The sequence below is a fragment of the Paenibacillus terreus genome (assembly GCF_042138595.1).
Taxonomy (GTDB): domain Bacteria; phylum Bacillota; class Bacilli; order Paenibacillales; family Paenibacillaceae; genus Paenibacillus; species Paenibacillus terreus.
Map to the genome: position 1 here is coordinate 69408 of NZ_JBHIRX010000002.1, position 19003 is coordinate 88410.

Genomic DNA, 19003 nt, shown 5'->3' on the forward strand with positions numbered 1-19003 from the left:
AAGGACTGTCGTGACATGAATTCGATGATAGAAGTAACCCATTTGCAAAAATCCTTCGGCACGCTGCCGGTTTTGAAGGATGTGAGCTTTACTGTAAGGCAGGGGGAGACCATTGCCGTCATCGGCCCTTCCGGCTCGGGCAAGAGCACCATGCTGCGCAGCCTGATTCATCTGGAGGATATTACAGGGGGCAGCATTCGCATCAACGGTGAAGTGCTCGTTTCCGAAGGAAGATATACCGGTGCAGCCCGGATCAAGGCCATTACCTCCCGGATGGGAATGGTCTTCCAGCAGTTCAATTTGTTCCCCCATCTGACGGTTCGCGACAATCTGGAGCTTGCTCCACGGGCACAAAAGCTGGAATCGGCACAGGAAATCCGCCGCAGAAGCGATATGCTGCTTGCCAAGGTGGGACTTGCCGATAAGGCGGATGCCTTCCCCTCCAGACTGTCGGGCGGGCAAAAGCAGCGCGTGGCCATCGCCAGGGCGCTGATGCTGAAGCCGGATATTCTGCTGTTCGACGAGCCGACCTCCGCGCTTGATCCGGAGCTGACCGGCGAGGTGCTGCAGGTGATCAGGCAGCTGGCGGAAGAACGGATGACGATGATCGTTGTCACGCATGAAATGAGCTTTGCCAGAGACGTGTCCGACAGGGTGATCTTCATGGATCAGGGAGAAATCGCCGAGGCGGGCACTCCTGCGCAATTATTCGGGAATCCGCAGCTCGATCGTACGCGCGCATTTCTGGGCCGCTTTACCGGGACGGCGGATGCCGACAGGTAGCTTGGGTGCAACGCCGTTGCTCACTGTCTGATTTGGTGTATAATCAGTGGGACAACTGCTGATGGAGGACTGGAATGACGAAACGAATCATACTGGATGTAGACACAGGCATTGATGACGCGCTGGCCATTGGTTATGCGGTACACTCGCCCGAGCTGGAGCTGCTTGGAATTACGACAACGTTCGGAAATATTTCTGTACCGGAAGCGACCCGCAATTCGCTGGTGCTGCTGGAGAAGCTGAATAAAGAAATACCGGTGTACCAGGGGGCGGACAAGCCATATGCCAGAGAACTGTTCAAGCCCTACTCAAGACATATTCATGGCGAGGACGGCATCGGCGGCTGCTACAGCACAAGTCCGATGGGCTCGGCAGCTGAAGGGCATGCGGCTGATTTTATCATTCAGCAGGCACGCAAGTACTCCCGGGAGCTGACAGTAATTGCTGTGGGACCGCTGACGAACCTTGCGCTTGCGCTGGATCGCTGTCCCGAGCTGCCTGAACTGCTTGACGGTCTGATCATTATGGGCGGTGCGGTCACCGTGCCCGGTAATGTGAAGCCGACGGCCGAAGCAAATATCTATGCTGATCCCGAAGCGGCGGAAAAAGTGCTGACTGCAGGCTTTAATCTGACGCTTGTCGGCCTGGATGTGACAATGCAGACGCTGCTTCCACAGTCTGATGTTGACGCTTGGCGCGGTCAGGGCGAGCTTGCGGAGTTTATGGCTGACATGACCGATTTTTATATGCAGGCTTATAAAAATTTCAAGCCAGGCATCGCAGGCTGTGCGCTGCATGATCCGCTCGCTGTAGGGGTGGCGATCGATCCGGGTTTTGTCACAACAAAACCGATGCATATCGCTGTGGACACCGGGGATTCACCTACTGTCGGCCGGACCTATGAAGTGCCAGCTGCCGGGGTTGCCGCCGGGGCCGCCCGTGCGGGCAAAACCATTGATGTGTGTCTTGAAGTTGATGCGGAACGTTTTCTGCAGCATTTTCTGGGCCGCATCCTGTAAATGATATAGAATCCGGTTGGTTGAAAGTGGAGCCGTCGCTATTTGTTGCTGTTGCAGCAGATAGCGGCGGCTTTTTTTCTATTGACAAAGGTGTATTAACTGTATTATTAATAGTAATACAGTTAATACACTTTTTTAGCATGAGTAACCGCGGGCCAAGTACATAAGAGTGTGAAGAGAAGGGAGGAGAAGTATGTTCGAATTGGATGTGCGGAGCCGCAAGCCTATTTACGAACAGCTGCAGGATAAGATCCGGGAAATGATCGTGTTCGGCGCCCTGCAGGCGGATGAACAGCTGCCATCCGTGCGGACATTATCATCCCAGCTTACAGTGAATCCCAACACAATACAGAAAGCCTACCGGGAGCTGGAACGCCAGGGTTATATCTATTCCGTTCAGGGAAAAGGCAGCTTTGTGGCGCCGCCCGAGCATCATCCCAAGGAAGCAAGCAGGGAGAAGCTGCGAGGGGAGCTGCTGCGGTTAATGACGGAGGCGGTATTTCTTGGATGGACGAAGCAGGAAATCGATGATTTGTATCATGATGCTGTGAAGCAGCAGGAAAGGGGGATATCCCGTGATTGAATTGGGAGAGGTTACGAAACGATTTCAAGGGGAAGCGGCGGTCGACAGGCTTACGCTGCTGGTACGCAAAGGCTCCATCTTTGGTCTGCTTGGCTCCAACGGGGCAGGCAAAACCACTTTGCTGAAAATGCTTGCCGGGATCTACAGGCCAGATGAGGGCGGAGTTGCTGTCGAGGGAGAGGTGGTTTATGAAAATCCCAAAGTCAAGCAGCGTATTTTCTTTTTACCGGATAGCCCCTACTTTTTTCCGCAATCCTCTATCGAGCAGATGGCCCGTTTTTACAGGTCGGTGTATCCGGGATGGAGCGAGGAGCGTTATGCCATGCTTGGTAAGGTGTTCAAGCTGGATACGAAGCGCAAGCTGAGCCGTTTTTCGAAGGGGATGCGCAGGCAGGCGGCTTTCTGGATGGCATTAAGCTGCATGCCGGATCTGCTGGTGCTGGATGAGCCGATCGACGGCCTTGATCCGGTCATGCGCAGACATATTAAAAATCTGCTGTTCCAGGATACGGCTGAACGCGGGATGACAGTGATTATTTCATCCCATAACCTGCGTGAGATTGAGGACTTATGTGATCATGTTGCCATTATGCACAAGGGACGGCTGGTGCTGGAGAAGGAAGTGGATGATCTGAAGGAGGACACCCATAAAATTCAGATCGCCTTCCGTGAGCAGGCCCATGAACAGGCTTTGGAGGAGCAGGTGGATGTTTTACATAAGGAAACGAGGGGCAGCGTTGTTCTGTATATCGTGCGGGGAGAGCGCGAAGGGATCAGTCGTATAGTGGAAGCCTTTGACCCTTATGTGTTTGACGTGCTTCCGCTCACCTTGGAGGAGATATTTATTTATGAAATGGGGGACGCCGGATATGACATCCAGCCGATTCTTCTTTAACGGCGGGGTAATCCGTCAAAATATAAGACAGCACGGATGGATCGGCATCCTGTATCTGGCCGGGCTGTTGTTCACACTGCCGCTGCAGCTGATGATGGGGTTGCCGTACGAGGAGGCTGTCCGTGTAAGAGACTTGTTTGAACATCACGGTGATGAACAGATGATATTTGTCCTAAGCCTCCCGGTCATTGCCGGCGTCTTCATTACAAGGTACATACAGAGCAGGCCCGCGGCCGATTTGTACCACAGTCTTCCGCTTCGCAGAGAGCATCTGCTGACTGCTCATATAACAAGCGGTCTGCTGCTGCTGATCGTTCCGGTCTGGTTAACGGCGGCCGTCACTGCTTTGCTGTCCGGCAGGCATGACCTGGACTATTGGTTCACCCTGTCCGATGTTTTGTCCTGGGCAGTTACGGTTACAGTCATTACATTATTCCTGTACAGCTTTAGCCTGCTTGTCGGCATGTGTACGGGACAGTCCATCTTTCAGGCGATAGCGGTGTATGCAATCCTTTTCCTGCCCATGGTGCTGAGAGGGCTGCTTGCTGCTCATTTTGACTGTTACCTGTACGGATACCCGGATCCGGGGCGCATAGGCCATACTTTTGAAGTCTATTCACCGCTGTACCGTATGATCGCTATTTCGGAACTGACCTTTAGCGGTCTGGAATTGCTCATTTATATGGCTCTTGCCATGCTGTTCCTAGCGCTGTCTTATCCGCTGTACAAGAAACGACATATTGAAACTGCGGGCCAGGCCGTGGCTTATGTCTTTTTTCAGCCATTGTTCAAAACGGCCGTTATTTTTTGTCTGATGCTGCTGGGAGGCATCTATTTTCAAGGCCAGTCTGACGGGAAAACAGGCTGGATGGTTGCGGGTTACGTGCTTGGAGCAGTGTTGGGCTACATTATCAGCGAAATGATCATCCGCAAAACCTGGCAGATATGGTCCAAAAAAGCAGCGATCGAGCTGCTTGCCTATGGGGCGGGAATCGGTCTGCTGCTGTATGGATCGGTATCCGACGTCACGGGTTACGAAACGCGGATTCCGGCTGCATATTCTGTGGAAGCCGTCTATTTGGGAGACTATTTTGACTGGTCCAATACGGAGGAGGAGAACTCCTATTCCCGCAATCCGGATTATATCTCCGCGGTGCTCAGCCTCCAGCGTGAGGTTGTGAACGCGCGGCCACCCGAAATCTCGGACGCGGATCGTCCCCAAACCTATCGGAATGTATCCATCGCTTACCGGTTGAAAGAAGGGGGCACGATATACCGTGAGTATCAGATTCCTGAAGAACAGTTCGGAGATGAGCTGAAGAACGTGATGGAATTTGAGGATTACAAAAGAAGCAGCTACTGGCTGTATAAATTGAACGGTACGGCGTCGTCCGCCGAGATCTCCAGCGGAATATCTCCGAATCGGAGAGTTACAATTCACGATCCGGCAGAAATACAGGAGCTTGAGCGGGCTTTGCTGCAGGATATGGATCGGCTGAGCTATGAGGAAATGACCGCAAATCGTATACCGGAGGCGGAAATCAGGATATATTGGAAGGTTCCGGGCTCCCTCCATAATGAGTATCGATTCAAGTCCTACCCGGCCAGCCCCACATTTACGCATGTGCAGGCGTGGATGAATCGAACAGGCTATGCCAAACGCATTAAGGTAGATCCGGGGAATGTCAGCATGGAGATGGTTAATACGAAAGACTACAGTCTGCTTGACGCTTTGAACGGATTTAGCGGTTTGGCGGAGGTATTCACGCATCTGGAGGAAACGAACGGAGGGTATAACGTTAAGGATGCCAAGCTTAAAAAGCAGGTGCTTGAGCATCACAGCGATTTTGATTTTGGTAAAGAAGATACGGCTTACCTGATTCGGACCACGGTGGGAGTCGATGAGATGTACAGCGTTCTTTACAGCAAAGATCTAACGCCTGAGCTGGAGGGACTGCTGAGTGCTGATCTGGAAACTAGATAGAGAAAAATAGGTTCTGGTATAATATGGACATCCCCTGTATTTTTGGGATTCAACAGATACACAGGAGGTCTGAAAACAGTTGAACTATGATGCGAAATTTTTATTTTATCTGGAGCATATGAACAGACAATTCAGCGGCTGGGACTTCTCCTATGTTGAAAAGGCAGGCAGAATCCAGGAGGAACCGCTGGATTGGTCCTACGGAAGCCTTGCGCTTTCGTACATGAACAAGGCGGGTGCCGTGCTGGATATGGGGACGGGGGGCGGAGAGCTGCTGTCCATGCTGGGGCCTTTCCCGCAGGATACGTGCGCAACGGAGGCTTATGCACCGAACGTTCCGATTGCCAAAGCGCGTCTTGAGCCGCTGGGCATTCAGGTGGAGCAGGTGTTTGCAGATGATGAGCTGCCTTTTGCGGACGGGCGGTTTGATCTCGTTATCAACAAGCATGAATCCTATTCCGTACGCGAGGTGCGGCGGATTTTGCGGGACTCGGGTATTTTCCTGACACAGCAGGTTGGCGGGACTGACTGCCGGGAAATTAATGAAAGGCTTGGAGTTCCTCTGAACGATGAGTTCCAGCATTGGAATCTGGACTATGCCATCAAGGAGCTGGAGGAGAACGGTTTTAAGATAATTGAGAAGCGGGAACAAGCGCCGATGCAGCGTTTTTATGATATCGGAGCGCTGGTGTATTACTTGAAGGCCATAGAGTGGCAGACTGTCGGTTTCCGGATTGAGGATCATATGGAGGCGCTGTATGGCATACATGAAGACATCAAAACCAGCGGCTTCTGGGAAACGACACAGCAGCGCTTTCTGATTGTGGCGGCACCGCAGTAGGTGCTGCAGACAAGGCTCCGGTTATTCTCCGGGGCCTTGTACTGTAATGTTCGATTATCTGGCGGGTAATATGTAAGAGGATGGAGCTGAAGCAGGCCTCATCCTCCTGTTTTTTTGCCATAATAAATGTAGAGGAGTGAAGAAGAAATTATCCAAGGAGGGGACATAATGAGCGGTCAACAACATAAAGGTGTGAAGCTGCCTGATGGCACAGATGTGCCCGTCATCGGCCAGGGAACCTGGAACATGGGGGAGAACGCCTTCGCACGGGATGCTGAGATCAAGGCGCTGCAGACAGGCATTGATCTCGGCATGACCCTAATCGACACAGCGGAAATGTATGCGAACGGAGAGGCTGAGAAAATCGTCGGGCAAGCGGTAAAAGGGAAGCGGGATCGCGTATTTATCGTGACCAAGGCTTATCCGCATCATGCGGACAGCAAAGGGCTGGCGGCGGCCTGTGAGGCCAGTCTGAAGCGCCTCGGCACGGACTATGCCGATCTGTATCTGTTACACTGGCGCGGCAGTATTCCGTTTGAAGAAACTGTTCGAGGCATGGAGAAGCTGCGCAGGGAAGGGAAAATCAGACGCTGGGGCGTTTCCAATCTGGATACGGCCGACATGGAGGAGTTGTGGCAGCTTCCGGGCGGTACGGAGTGCGCGGTCAATCAGGTGCTGTACCATGCGGCATCCCGCGGCATCGAGTATGATCTGCTGCCCTGGTGCAGGGAACACCATGTTCCCGTCATGGCTTACTGTCCCATCGCCCAAGGCGGGAGGCTGCGAAAAGAGCTGCTGCAGCATCCAGTCATCGGGCAGATTGCCGAACATCATGGCGCGAGTCCTGCGCAAATTGCCCTGGCCTGGGTTATTCGCGGCGGGCATGTGATCGCGATCCCAAAAGCTGTCCAAGAGACGCATATCCGGGAGAATGCCGAAGCTGCACGCATTGTGCTGACAGAGGAGGAATTGCGGCAGATCGATGAGGTGTTCCCTGCTCCAAAATGCAAAATGCCGCTTGATATCGTATGAATGGAATTCCTGATCATCTGGAGCACGGCCTGTCCGTCGTTTTTATCGGCTTCAATCCTAGTCTGCGCTCGGGGGAAACGGGGCATCATTATGCCAACCCGCGCAACAACTTCTGGCGCATTCTGCATCAGTCGGGTCTGACACCAAGGCTGTATCAAGCTGCAGAGGACGGGGAGCTGCTGCAGTTGGGCTACGGGTTCACGAACATTGTGGCCAGACCGACCAGAGGCATTGAAGATATCACCCGCGAGGAGTATGCGGAGGGCAGGCGCATTTTGCGTGGGAAGCTGGAGATCTACCGACCGCGGGTGGCATGTTTTGTTGGTAAGGGAGTGTATACGGAGTACAGCCGAAAAAAACAGGCGGATTGGGGCTTTCAGCCTGATCCGCAGCTTCCGTTTACGCATGAATTTGTAGCCCCCTCCTCCAGCGGGCTTGTGCGCATGCCGATGGATGAAATTGTAGGGGTTTATCGGAAACTAAATGAGTATTTGACAGATTTAGAGTAAAATTATTTGATATGAAAAATGTTCAATAACACAATTCCGGGAAGCATCCGGGGTTGTGTTATTTTTGTGTTATTTTTTATAACAAATAAATTGAATTTTTTTATTCTTTTTCCTGGATCACTTGCATTTTTACGAAGAAAAAACGAAGGAATGTAATCTGATTTATAAATAAATTAATAATAATATATATTTAACATTAAAAAATAAATAAATTATGAACGAAAACTGATATTTATGAAGAAAAAAACCGAAAAAAGGAATTGCCCAATTATATGTTTGTGTGTATACTAAGTGTATTATTAATACCACTTTATGTTAAATAAAGTGACATTAAATTAAATGGGGGAATGTTTGTGAAGGTAAAGGGACAAGGATGGTTGGCATTAACACTCATAGCCGGACTGCTGGCCGGCTGCGGAGGCGGAAGTGGTGGAGGAGGCACAACTGGCACCACACCGCAAAGCTCGGGTACCACAGCTTCAGGTGGGGGTGGCGGAAAAGTCATAAAAATTGCAACCCAGTCCCCGTTATCCGGAGGGAGCGCCATCCAGGGCGAGGCGATCAAACTTGGCGCACAAATGTCGCTGGAAGATCATGCGGAAGAGTTTAAAGCTCTTGGATATGACCTGGAGCTGGTTCCTTATGACGATCAGGGCGACCCCAAGAAGGGTGTTGCCAATGCCGAGCTCATCGGTGCCGACCAAGCGGTGCTGGGTGTGATCGGACATCTGAATTCCGGCGTTTCCATTCCGTCCTCGGTTGTTTATGAGAAGTACAACATTCCTATGATCTCTCCAGCCAGTACAGCTACAGACTTCACAGACAGAAAACTGAAAGTGGCGAACCGTGTCGTTGCCCGTGACGATTTCCAAGGACCAGCAGCTGCAGAATATGCAGTTAACAACGTGAAAGCGAAGAATATCTTCGTTATTCAAGACAAAACAGCATATGGGCAGGGTCTTGCCGAAGCGTTCCGTGATGCAGCAGAAAAGCTTGGAGCCACGATTTCCGGATATGAGGGGATTACGGTAGGCGAGAAGGACTTTAACGGGGTGCTCAACATTGCCGCCAGCAAAAAACCGGATTTTATCTTCTTTGGCGGTTTATACGCTGAAGGCGGGCTTCTGATCAAGCAGGCCCGTGGCAAAGGCATTGCGGCTCCCATTATGGGCGGCGATGCTCTTGACTCCTCCGGCTTGGTGGATATTGCCGGGAAAGATGTCGATGGCTCGCTTTACAGCTCCGTCGCCGGTGATATCACGAAGATGGAAGAGGGCAAGCAATGGGCTGAGCAGTATGAACAGAAGTTCAGCAAGAAGCCTGAGGGTTATTCTGTTTACTCCTATGATTCGATGAGCGTGATGCTGGAAGCGATCAAGAAAGCCATTGAAGAGAACGGCGGTGAACTGCCAGCCCGGGAAAAAGTACGGGACGCGGTAAGGGCTACGAAGGATTTCCAAGGTGTTGCGACCAAGGTTTCTTTTGACGAGATCGGCGATAATGCGTATGCCAAAGTATTCATATATAAGTTTGATGGGGCGGCCTACCCGGGAGCGATGGTTTCGGAAATCGAAAATAAGTAATCTGGGATCCACGCAGCCAGGAGGTATGTTCCGGATTGGACATACAGCCTGGCTGCAGTTTTTAATACTGGCGTCTTGGTGAACACATCGATAAACGTTTTTCTTTTCAGATGGAAGGGGTAACCAATCATGTTTGCGACGTTATTGCAAAGCTTGCCGCAGGTGCTGATTGACGGGCTGGCATTAGGCGCCATATATGCCGTGGTCGCACTGGGCTACACCATGGTTTACGGAATTCTGGAGCTGATCAATTTTGCGCACGGGGAAATTTTTATGACCGGCGCTTTCGCAGGGACCGCCGTGCTGTTCCTGTTTCAAAGCCTCGGCCTGCTGGGCGGCCTGCCCGCGTGGCTGTCCTATGTACTCATTATATTTGTGGCCATGATGGTGACCGGAGCGCTCGGAGTCGGGATTGAACGGGTCGCCTACCGGCCGCTGCGCAAGGCGCCGAAGCTGATCTCCCTGATTTCCGCATTCGGAGTTTCCTTTGTGCTGCAGGATCTCATCCGTTTTATCGCAGAGCTGAAAACCGGCAACTATATTGTAAGCACGCCTTCGTTGTTTGAAGGAAGAATCGATCTGCCTCTTTCCACCGTATCTGGTTTCGCGGATACCTCGATCAAAACAAACACCATTTTTATTCTGATCATTGCGGTGCTGCTGATGGTGGGCCTGGATTTGTTCGTCAACCGCACAAAGTGGGGAGTGGCCATGCGGGCGGTTGCCCAGGACCGGGAGACGGCGTCCCTGATGTCGATCAACGTAAATAAAGTCATTGTGCTTACCTTTTTCATCGGCTCGGCACTCGGAGGCTCCACGGGTGTTCTGTTTGCGCAGCAGTACGGAACCATAGACCCTTATATCGGTTTTATTTTGGGCATGAAAGCCTTCACGGCGGCGGTATTGGGCGGAATCGGCAACATCCGCGGGGCCATGTTTGGCGGCATTGTCATCGGGGTGCTGGAGATGTTCGCGTCCGCCAATTTGGGGCTGCTTACGAATGGCAACTTTGGGGCAGAGTACAAGGATGTTTTTGCATTCATGATTCTGATCATTGTACTGATCTTCAAACCTGAGGGCTTGTTCGGAAAAGCCGTCAAAGAGAAAGTGTAGGTGAATCCGGTGGAGTTCATGAAGAAGACTTTGTTTACAAATAAACCGGCGCAGGCTGCGCTGCTGCTGCTGTTTGTGGCGGTGACCGCCTCCGGCGTCTATTTTATGGATAAATCGGTCATTTCCTTTTTGCTTCTGCTTGGGTCGCTGCTGCTGCTGTATTACACAACCTTCAGCAACGGGATGAAGTGGGTTATTGCCGGTGTGCTGCTCGTACTGATCATTCCTTTTGCGAGCTCCGGCGGTCCAGCGTATGAGTCGTATATGGAAGTGGCGACCCAGTGCGGCATTTATATTGCCATGGCACTGGGGCTGAATATTGTGGTCGGCTTTGCCGGATTGCTGGATATGGGATTTGTCGCTTTTTTTGCGGTTGGCGCGTACACGTACGGCATATTTGCCACCGGACAGGCCAACAACTTCATTTCTGGCGATCTGTTTCCGCTGTCGGGAACATCATTTTGGATCTTCATCCTGTTGGGCGGATTTATGGCCGGGATATTCGGCATTCTGCTGGGACTGCCGGTGCTGAGGGTGAAAGGCGACTATTTGGCGATCGTAACCCTCGGCTTCGGTGAGATCATCCGCATTATATTCAACAATCTGGAGAAGCCGGTGAACATTACAAACGGGGCGCTTGGCCTGTCTTCCATCCAGCCCCCTAATCTGTTCGGCTTCCAGTTTACGTTTCCGCATCAATTTTATTTCATCGTAATTGGCATTCTGGCGGTTGTTATTTTTGCGGTCCGCAGATTCGAGCATTCCAGGCTTGGCCGCTCCTGGAAGGCTGTTCGCGAGAATGAAATTGCTGCCCAGTCCATGGGCATTCCGCTGATCCGGACGAAGCTGACGGCCTTTGCAATCGGCGCATCCTTCTCGGGCATGATGGGTGTCGTATTCGCTGCCAAGCAGACGTTTATTGATCCGACGAGCTTTACACTGATCGAGTCGACCACGATTCTGGTCATGGTTGTGCTCGGCGGGATGGGAAGCGTTCCAGGGGTCATTTTGGGGGCAAGTCTTGTAACGATATTGAATCTCCAGGTGCTCACGGAGTTCACCAACTGGCTGAATCAACTGTCCATGCAGGGAATTGTGCAGGTTCCAAACGCGCTGTCTCCCGCCAAAATGCAGCGGTTCATTTTTGGTGCAATTCTGATCCTTGTCGCCATTTTCAGGCCGAACGGACTGATTCGCGCGAAAAACCGGCTGGTGAAGCTGGAACAGGTGAAGGAGCAGCCTGCTGCTGTCAAGGGAACAGCGCTATCGGAATGAAAATTTTATACGAAGGGAGGAACCTGTATGGCGGTATTAAAAGTGACGAATCTGGTGAAGCGTTTTGGCGGGCTTACAGCCGTGAACGGCGTGAATTTTGAATTTCCGGAAGGAAAAATATCGGCTGTGATCGGACCGAACGGTGCCGGGAAAACGACATTTTTTAATATGATCACCGGGATCTATGTTCCGGATGAAGGACAAATTGAACTGAAAGGCCAATCCATCGTGAATGTGAAGCCTGACCGCATTACTGGCCGGGGCATTGCGCGGACATTCCAGAATATTCGTCTTTTCGGCAGTATGACCGTATTGGAGAATGTCATGGTCGGCATGCACATTCATTTGCGGTCAGGTGTGGTTGGCACGCTGTTGAATTTGCCGTGGGTGAGGCATGAAGAGCAGCAGGCCAAGATCGCGGCGTACAGGCTGCTGGAATATGTCGGGATGGAGACATTGTACAACGAGGAAGCGGCAAGTCTGTCCTACGGGGCACAGCGGCGGCTGGAGATTGCGCGTGCGCTCGCGGCCAGGCCGTCAGTGCTGCTGCTGGATGAGCCGGCAGCCGGCATGAATCCGCGCGAGACGGCAGAGCTGACGGCGCTGATCCGCCGCATCCAGCAGGAGCTCGGCACCTCGATCATCCTGATTGAGCATGATATGAAGCTGGTCATGGAGCTGTCCGATCATATTCTCGTATTGGACCATGGGGAGAAGATCGCGGAAGGCGGCCCCGAGGAAATTCGCTCGAATCCGAAGGTCATTGAGGCGTATCTCGGCAAGAGCGCTCTGGAAGAAGAGGTGACATTATGAGCTTGCTGGCTTTGGAAAATGTAGAGGCTTATTATGGCGGGATTCAGGCGTTAAAAGGAATTTCCCTTCAGGTAAATGAGGGGGAGATCGTAACGCTCATCGGTTCGAACGGCGCGGGAAAGTCCACGACGTTAAAATCCATCTGCGGCCAGGTCAGAACCAAGGGCAGGATCCTATTCGCCGGAAAGGATATTGCCTCCGAGCAGCCGCACCTGATCGCTTTGGGTGGAATTGCGCATGTTCCTGAAGGACGGCGCATTTTTCCCAAGCTGACGGTCAAGGAAAACCTGGAGATGGGAGCCTTCTCTGTCAAGGACAAAAAGCTGATCAAACAGCGGATCGAGCAGGCCTTCACTTATTTCCCACGGCTAAAGGAGCGTTATCATCAGGCCGGGGGCACGATGAGCGGCGGGGAACAGCAGATGCTCGCCATTGCCAGAGGGCTGATGATGAATCCGAAAATTTTGCTGCTGGATGAGCCGTCCATGGGACTGGCGCCGGTGCTGGTGGATCAAATTTTTGAAATCATTCAGGAGCTGAACGAAGCAGGGATGACGATATTGCTGGTGGAGCAGAATGCGTATCATGCACTGCAGATCGCCCACCGGGGTTATGTCATTCAGACCGGAGAAATCATCATGCATGATGATGCCGTCAAGCTGCTGTCCAACAGCCAGGTGAAGGAAGCTTATCTTGCATAATTTGCGTATTTGCGGCCCTGGGCAGCAACACAAACAGGCTGAAAATCTGTGTCTGTTTGTGTTGTTGTGCCAGGGTTTTTGCATTTACATAATGTAGTTACAAAGAACTATATTTAACTTGTTTTTCACGAAAATTTTACAATTAACTATTAATTTCTTAGTTAATAGGACCGATATTAATACATAGTCTATGTAGAAATTTGGCAGCAAAGCGGTTGTTTAATAGTCAAGTCAGATGATATGGAGTTTTAAATATAACAAAGGGGGGCATTAAGCCGTATTTGAAAATGCAGCCAAATCTACGACAATAAAATCATAATAGGAGCGTTAAACTGATGTTGTTGATCAGACGTATGTCTTTCTTCACCAAAAATTTGTTGCTGGCCTTTATTAACATTATTTTGATTGGGACGATTCTAATTGCATCCTGTTACATAACACAAAAATCTATCCTGACTGAACAGCTGCGGGAGCAAATTACGGCGATTACCCAGGAATGGGCCAAGGAAATCGACCCGGCCCTCGTAGCGCAAGCAATTACCCAGAAGAGTTACCAAGGATCGGCGCAAGCCGAACTGCAGGCCAAATTGGACGAAATCCATAAATACAACCCGAATATCGCGCAAGCGTACCTCTTTGGCACGGAGCTCGCGGATGGAAACAAAACTTCGCTGATAGCCATGCCCACAAATCTCGTTGAAGCTTTCTCGGCGGATAACGTGAACATTGGCGATATGTATGCACAGCCGGAGGCTATGGCTAACGGCATTGCTGAGATGCTTAAAACGAAGCAACCGACATTTACGAGCTTTTATACCGATGACTTCGGAATCTGGACGACGATCCTTTACCCGATGACGAACCAGCAGGGAGAGATTATCGGCTTTTTCGGCGCGGACGCGGATGCCAGTGCCGTTCCCCAAGGACTTCATAAGATGCTTGTGAACGGTATAACCATTATGGTTATTTTCATGCTGCTTATCTTCCTGATCCAGTTTTATTTCTCCCGCTTGACTTTGAAACCCATTAACGAATTGGTGCGCGGCATTGAAGCGGTCAGCAGCGGCAATTTGAATGTCGAGCTGAAAACAGGCCTGGATGATCTCGGCATCGTGAACAGCAAGTTTAACAGCATGGTAAACCAAATGAACGACATGATGCTCCAGGTTCAGCATACCTCTCATGCAGTAACGAATTCCGCCAAGAGCCTCCGTGAAATCTCGGAGCAGAACAGCAAAAATTCGAACCTGATTACAGCTAGCGTTCAGGAAATTTCGCAGGGGATCGTGGAGCAGGAGCAAGCTTCCGTAAGTACGGCGAGAGCCATGTCTGAAATAGCGACTGTCATCCAGAACATCGCTGAAAATTCTTCGAAGGTTGCACAAGAAGCTTTCGACATGGAAATGAAATCAACTGAAGGTAATACGGCTGTTAAGCAGGTAATGACGCAAATGGAGCAAATCCAAACGTTTGTCGGCAAGTCGACGAGTGCCATTAAGTCACTGGATAGCCGTTCCCAGGAGATCGGGAATATCGTTTCCATTATCATGAACATTTCCAGCCAAACCAACCTGCTGGCATTGAACGCTGCCATCGAAGCCGCAAGAGTCGGGGAGCATGGCAAAGGTTTTGCCGTTGTTGCCGGCGAGGTGAGGAAGCTGGCCGAGCAGTCGGATCAGTCCGCAAACCAAATTTCGGAGCTCGTCAAAGAAATTCAAGAGTTGATCCGGGTAGCCGTTGAGGCATTGGAGCAAGGTACTCGTGAAGTCGGCGGCGGTCTGCAAATTACGGATACGACGGGCCGGATTTTAAGCGAGATTCTGCAAGCCACGCAAAACGTTACGATGCAGATCCAAGAGGTGTCCAGTTCGACGGAAGAGCTGGCAGCAGGAACGCAGGAGCTTACGGCTACGTCTGAAAGCCTGTCGGCTTCGGTTGGTGTAACAGCTGTAAATAGCGCCAAAATTTCCGATTCCGTCAAGGAGCAAAAAGCGGATATAGAGGCTATCGTTGATTCCTCGACCGAACTTACGGCTCTGTCGGAAAAACTTCAGGAACTTATTAACCAATTTCAAGTACGTGTTTAAGGCAACCCATTTTTCTAGCATCGAACCCGATGTTGAGGCATTTTACTGCTCAGGAGGAATTAGATATGACGGAGATTAATCATCACACCACTGCTTTGGTAACCGAAAGTCCACTGCTATACATCCCGCTCGATTCGTCACGTCACGGCCGAACGTATTCCTACTTAACAGCAGATGTTCTCATGGAGGAAAGCCTGAGCGCCAAGCTCGGGCAATTGAAAGCCGGTGAAGAGCAAACCGGTATATTGGCAGCCGCTTATTTTGCGCTGCTTTTCCGTTTATCAGGAGAATCTGACATTATTGTGGAGTGGATCGCTGATGAAGGAAAATCCGTTCCGCTGTGGATGAGCTTTGAACAAAAACAGACCTTTTCCAGCCTTAAAAACAGTATCATCGCCCAAATGGCCGCAGGCGCGGAAGCTGCCCCGGACCTTCAGTTTGACACCCGGTTTTCCATTGGGCGTCCGATCGGGACAGTGCAGGAGCTGCTAAACTGGCAGCTGCTTGATGAAAACGGCAACCGGGTCATACGCGTGACTTACGACAGCTCCGTCCTTAAGGAAGGTACGGTTCACAGGTATATTCAATATTTCCATGCATTGCTCGGAGCGGCGCTTACGGATGCAAACCGCCCGACCGCTGCCATCGACATTTTGACTGAGCAGGATAAGGCTGTCTACGAGCAAATGAACGATACGGCATGGCCTTACGACAAATCGATGACCATTCATGGCATGTTCGAGCAGGCAGCTGTTTTATTTCCGGAACGGATGGCGGTGTCGTCGGTTCATGGGCAATTGACATACCGGGAATTAAACGAAAAAGCGAATCGTACCGCCCGGATGCTGCTGGAGCGTGGATTACGCAAAGGTGAATTTGTTACGATTTTTATGGAGCGAAGCCTTGAACTTATCATCAGCCTGCTCGGTATCCTTAAGGCGGGGGGTGTATATGTTCCGGTTGATCCCGAGCATCCGGAAGACCGCAATCGCTACATTTTATCGGATACACGATCTTCCTTTATCCTCACCAAAACCGAATATAATGAGCAGGCGGCGCTGCTGTGTGCGGAACTGGAGACGGTCAAGGACATCATTTCAATGGATTCGGGCATGATAGAAGCTTACGAAGGGGCCGTAAACGTCGATAGCGGAGTGAGACATGACGATCTTGCTTATATCATTTACACGTCCGGCTCAACGGGAAGACCGAAGGGTGCGCTTATCGCGCATGAAGGGGTAGTTAACCTGGGGGAAACGGTTCGCACGGATTGCCGGATTGGGCCTGATGATGTGCTTACACAGTTTGCTACCTACAGCTTTGACGCCTCGGTATGGGATACGATTGGTGCGTTATTTTACGGTGCGCATTTGTATCTGCTGTCACCGGAGGAACGGGTATCAGTCGAGGAGTTCGCCGCTGCCATCGAAAGAACGGGAACAACCATCATCACGATTCTTCCGACCGTGTTCTTCAACCAGTTGTCCGCCTATTTATCGGATGAAGGCTACCGCAAGCTGTCTGGCGTAAAGCTGATTACAGTGGCGGGCGAAGCGCTTTACGGCGAACAGGTTCGTGCTTTTCAGCGCAAATTCAGGGATGCGATCGAAATTGTTAATGTCTACGGGCCAACGGAATGCACCGTATGCACGACCACACACACGATCAGAGGCCTTATACCGGATGACTTGACGAATATTCCAATCGGCAAGCCTATTCATAATTACAAGGTTTATATTGTTAACGAAGAGAATCAGCTATGCCCGGTTAATGTGCCCGGAGAAGTATATATTTCGACCGTAGGTTTGGCCAAAGGTTACCTGAACCAGCCGGAAAAAACGGCGGAAGCCTTTATCGCGAATCCGTTTGGTGAAGGACAAATCTATAAATCCGGCGATATTGCGAAGCTGCTTCCGGACGGAACCATCGAATACGTCGGCCGCCGCGATTCCCAAATCAAGATCCGGGGGCATCGCATTGAAATCGGGGAAATTGAGGACAGCTTCGCCAAAATTCCTAACGTTCAAAATGTTGCCGTCATTCACAAGAAGGACACGGAAGACCAAAACATGCTGGTTGGTTACTTTACAACGAAAGACGGGAGCCTACTGCCAGCCCCTGACGTTAAACGTTTGCTGGGAACCAAGCTGCCTTCCTATTTCATTCCAAAGTGGATTGTCCAGCTTGAAACCATGCCGACTTCGCCAACAGGGAAGATCGACCGGAAAAGCCTGAGAAACTACGATCATCGGGTGATGGCCCAGTCGGATACCGGATTCGAGCCGCCGGTTACGGATATCGAGCGGCGTGTTGCAGAGTCATGGCAGGAAGTGCTGAAGGTGGAACAAGTGGGCAGGTATGACGACTTTTTCTCAATTGGCGGCGACTCTTTGGCAATCATCCATGTCCTGGTCCTGTTAAAGCCGCATTATCCGGATTTGAAAATAAACGATTTCTTCCAGCATCGGACAGCCGAAGTGTTATCTGCACACATCGGGCAGCTGATGGAAAAGCCGCAGACGGCGGAGCGCTCTGTTATGTTGACCGGACCTGCTATTTCCCTGGAGGAGCACCCGCCTATACCACAACGGGATGGAAAGAGCGGAATCAGCTTTCGGGAGCCTAAAGCCGTGTTATTGACGGGAGCCACCGGATATCTTGGCGCTTATTTGCTGCATGAGCTGCTTGTCCAAAGCAAAGCTATCGTGTACTGCCTGGTCCGTCCAGGGATTATTCCAGGTTTGGCACGGATTCAGAGCCATATGGAGTATTTCTTTGGCTCGTCCGTTCAAGAGCTTATGAAGGACCGCGTAATCACAGTAGATGGAGATTTGGAGCGTGAGCACCTGGGCATAACATCCGAAATGAGGCATAAGCTGGCCGGTGTACTGGATATGATTGTGCATAGCGCCGCAGACGTAAGGCATTTCGGAGATGAAGACCAATTCGCGAAAACGAATATAGCCGGCACACTTTCCTTAATCGAGTTTGCGCGCAGTTGTGTAAATCCTGTTCGGTTCCATCATATTTCAACAATGGGCATACCGGAAGATCTGGCATTAAGCTGTCAGTGGGAGAAGGTAGTGAGCGAACAAACGCTGACCCCGGATCTTAAGGTAGAGAACCTCTATACGAACAGCAAGCTTGAAGCGGAGAAAGTGCTAATGGCTGCGGCACAGCAGGGGCTGCATGTCAGCATATATCGGGCAGGCAATTTATCCAGCCATTCGGAAAGCGGGCTTTTCCAGAAAAATATCGACAGCAATTCATTCTATCGTATGTTAAAGGCAATGCTTCTGCTCGGCAAAGCTCCAGAGGTACAATGGGAGGTCGATTTCACTCCCATTGATTATGCGGGAAAATCGATCGTTGCCCTTGCGATGCAGCCCGATTCTTCGGGCAAAGTGTTTCATATTTGTAATCCGCAAACGATCTCCTATACCTCGTGGGTCAATCTCATTCGTGAATTTGGATATGAGATTGAATTGATGGAGCAGGAGGCGTACAGGGCATGGCTATTTGATCCTGCCGCTCCGAAAAACACGGAAGGCGTCAAGCTGGCGATTGCCCAGCTTGAAGGAGACGGGGCGAAGGATTCCCGCTACCGGTACGGATGCAAGTTGACCTCCGAGGCTCTGCAGGGAACTGGCATTACATGTGCTATTCCCGACAGCGACTTTATGAAAAAAATGATAGAGCATGCCATCAAAATAGGTTATTTGCCGAGAACAACAGCATTGGCGAGCATTTAATGCCCAATCCCCCTTATCCGCATTTTGTCGGAT

15 protein-coding genes are annotated in these 19003 nt (G+C 51.0%); all 15 read left to right on the forward strand.

Going from position 1 to position 19003, the window contains the following annotated elements; all coding sequences use genetic code 11:
- Positions 1-15 precede the first annotated feature (15 nt).
- The 15 genes from ACE5KN_RS04530 (at position 16) to ACE5KN_RS04600 (ending at position 18970) form a co-directional block, all read left to right on the forward strand.
- Positions 16-783 (forward strand): amino acid ABC transporter ATP-binding protein, encoded by a 768-nt coding sequence (locus ACE5KN_RS04530; RefSeq protein WP_375523394.1) that lies wholly within the window; start codon positions 16-18, stop codon positions 781-783.
- 74 nt (positions 784-857) lie between these two features.
- Positions 858-1802, forward strand: a complete 945-nt coding sequence (locus ACE5KN_RS04535; RefSeq protein WP_375523393.1) for a nucleoside hydrolase — start codon at positions 858-860, stop codon at positions 1800-1802.
- A gap of 193 nt (positions 1803-1995) precedes the next feature.
- Positions 1996-2385 (forward strand): GntR family transcriptional regulator, encoded by a 390-nt coding sequence (locus ACE5KN_RS04540; RefSeq protein WP_375523392.1) that lies wholly within the window; start codon positions 1996-1998, stop codon positions 2383-2385.
- Positions 2378-3280: an ABC transporter ATP-binding protein gene (locus tag ACE5KN_RS04545; protein WP_375523391.1), complete on the forward strand. Its 903-nt coding sequence runs from the start codon at positions 2378-2380 to the stop codon at positions 3278-3280. The genes ACE5KN_RS04540 and ACE5KN_RS04545 overlap by 8 nt, the downstream gene beginning before the upstream one ends.
- Entirely contained in the window at positions 3234-5264 is a 2031-nt protein-coding gene (locus tag ACE5KN_RS04550; RefSeq protein WP_375523390.1) for an ABC-2 transporter permease, read from the forward strand. The genes ACE5KN_RS04545 and ACE5KN_RS04550 overlap by 47 nt, the downstream gene beginning before the upstream one ends.
- Before the next feature lie 118 nt (positions 5265-5382).
- Positions 5383-6105 (forward strand): class I SAM-dependent methyltransferase, encoded by a 723-nt coding sequence (locus tag ACE5KN_RS04555; protein ID WP_375523455.1) that lies wholly within the window; start codon positions 5383-5385, stop codon positions 6103-6105.
- 168 nt (positions 6106-6273) lie between these two features.
- Positions 6274-7137, forward strand: coding sequence for an aldo/keto reductase (locus ACE5KN_RS04560; RefSeq protein ID WP_375523389.1), 864 nt, complete (start codon positions 6274-6276; stop codon positions 7135-7137).
- Positions 7134-7646, forward strand: coding sequence for a mismatch-specific DNA-glycosylase (locus ACE5KN_RS04565; protein WP_375523388.1), 513 nt, complete (start codon positions 7134-7136; stop codon positions 7644-7646). Before ACE5KN_RS04560 ends, ACE5KN_RS04565 begins: the two co-directional genes overlap by 4 nt.
- 347 nt (positions 7647-7993) lie before the next feature.
- Positions 7994-9229, forward strand: a complete 1236-nt coding sequence (locus ACE5KN_RS04570) for a branched-chain amino acid ABC transporter substrate-binding protein (protein WP_375523387.1) — start codon at positions 7994-7996, stop codon at positions 9227-9229.
- A gap of 129 nt (positions 9230-9358) precedes the next feature.
- On the forward strand, positions 9359-10342 hold the full coding sequence (locus tag ACE5KN_RS04575; protein WP_375523386.1) for a branched-chain amino acid ABC transporter permease: 984 nt from the start codon (positions 9359-9361) through the stop codon (positions 10340-10342).
- Positions 10343-10360: 18 nt separating this feature from the next.
- A complete protein-coding gene (locus ACE5KN_RS04580) occupies positions 10361-11617 on the forward strand; it encodes a branched-chain amino acid ABC transporter permease (protein ID WP_375523385.1) in 1257 nt (418 codons plus the stop codon).
- Between the two features lie 27 nt (positions 11618-11644).
- On the forward strand, positions 11645-12430 hold the full coding sequence (locus ACE5KN_RS04585) for an ABC transporter ATP-binding protein (protein ID WP_375523384.1): 786 nt from the start codon (positions 11645-11647) through the stop codon (positions 12428-12430).
- Entirely contained in the window at positions 12427-13131 is a 705-nt protein-coding gene (locus ACE5KN_RS04590; protein ID WP_375523383.1) for an ABC transporter ATP-binding protein, read from the forward strand. Before ACE5KN_RS04585 ends, ACE5KN_RS04590 begins: the two co-directional genes overlap by 4 nt.
- A gap of 335 nt (positions 13132-13466) precedes the next feature.
- The gene (locus ACE5KN_RS04595; RefSeq protein ID WP_375523382.1) at positions 13467-15218 is read left to right on the forward strand and encodes a methyl-accepting chemotaxis protein; all 1752 of its coding nucleotides are present in this window, start codon (positions 13467-13469) and stop codon (positions 15216-15218) included.
- Between the two features lie 65 nt (positions 15219-15283).
- Complete coding sequence (locus ACE5KN_RS04600; protein WP_375523381.1) at positions 15284-18970, forward strand: non-ribosomal peptide synthetase family protein; 3687 nt, start codon at positions 15284-15286, stop codon at positions 18968-18970.
- Positions 18971-19003 lie beyond the last annotated feature (33 nt).

Coding starts and splice junctions, on each gene's coding strand:
- ACE5KN_RS04580 (WP_375523385.1), top strand. CDS start 10,361: ATGAAGAAGACTTTGTTTACAAATAAACCGGCGCAGGCTGCGCTGCTG.
- ACE5KN_RS04590 (WP_375523383.1), top strand. CDS start 12,427: ATGAGCTTGCTGGCTTTGGAAAATGTAGAGGCTTATTATGGCGGGATT.
- ACE5KN_RS04540 (WP_375523392.1), top strand. CDS start 1,996: ATGTTCGAATTGGATGTGCGGAGCCGCAAGCCTATTTACGAACAGCTG.
- ACE5KN_RS04560 (WP_375523389.1), top strand. CDS start 6,274: ATGAGCGGTCAACAACATAAAGGTGTGAAGCTGCCTGATGGCACAGAT.
- ACE5KN_RS04600 (WP_375523381.1), top strand. CDS start 15,284: ATGACGGAGATTAATCATCACACCACTGCTTTGGTAACCGAAAGTCCA.
- ACE5KN_RS04570 (WP_375523387.1), top strand. CDS start 7,994: ATGTTTGTGAAGGTAAAGGGACAAGGATGGTTGGCATTAACACTCATA.
- ACE5KN_RS04555 (WP_375523455.1), top strand. CDS start 5,383: ATGAACAGACAATTCAGCGGCTGGGACTTCTCCTATGTTGAAAAGGCA.
- ACE5KN_RS04550 (WP_375523390.1), top strand. CDS start 3,234: ATGAAATGGGGGACGCCGGATATGACATCCAGCCGATTCTTCTTTAAC.
- ACE5KN_RS04565 (WP_375523388.1), top strand. CDS start 7,134: ATGAATGGAATTCCTGATCATCTGGAGCACGGCCTGTCCGTCGTTTTT.
- ACE5KN_RS04575 (WP_375523386.1), top strand. CDS start 9,359: ATGTTTGCGACGTTATTGCAAAGCTTGCCGCAGGTGCTGATTGACGGG.
- ACE5KN_RS04595 (WP_375523382.1), top strand. CDS start 13,467: ATGTTGTTGATCAGACGTATGTCTTTCTTCACCAAAAATTTGTTGCTG.
- ACE5KN_RS04535 (WP_375523393.1), top strand. CDS start 858: ATGACGAAACGAATCATACTGGATGTAGACACAGGCATTGATGACGCG.
- ACE5KN_RS04530 (WP_375523394.1), top strand. CDS start 16: ATGAATTCGATGATAGAAGTAACCCATTTGCAAAAATCCTTCGGCACG.
- ACE5KN_RS04585 (WP_375523384.1), top strand. CDS start 11,645: ATGGCGGTATTAAAAGTGACGAATCTGGTGAAGCGTTTTGGCGGGCTT.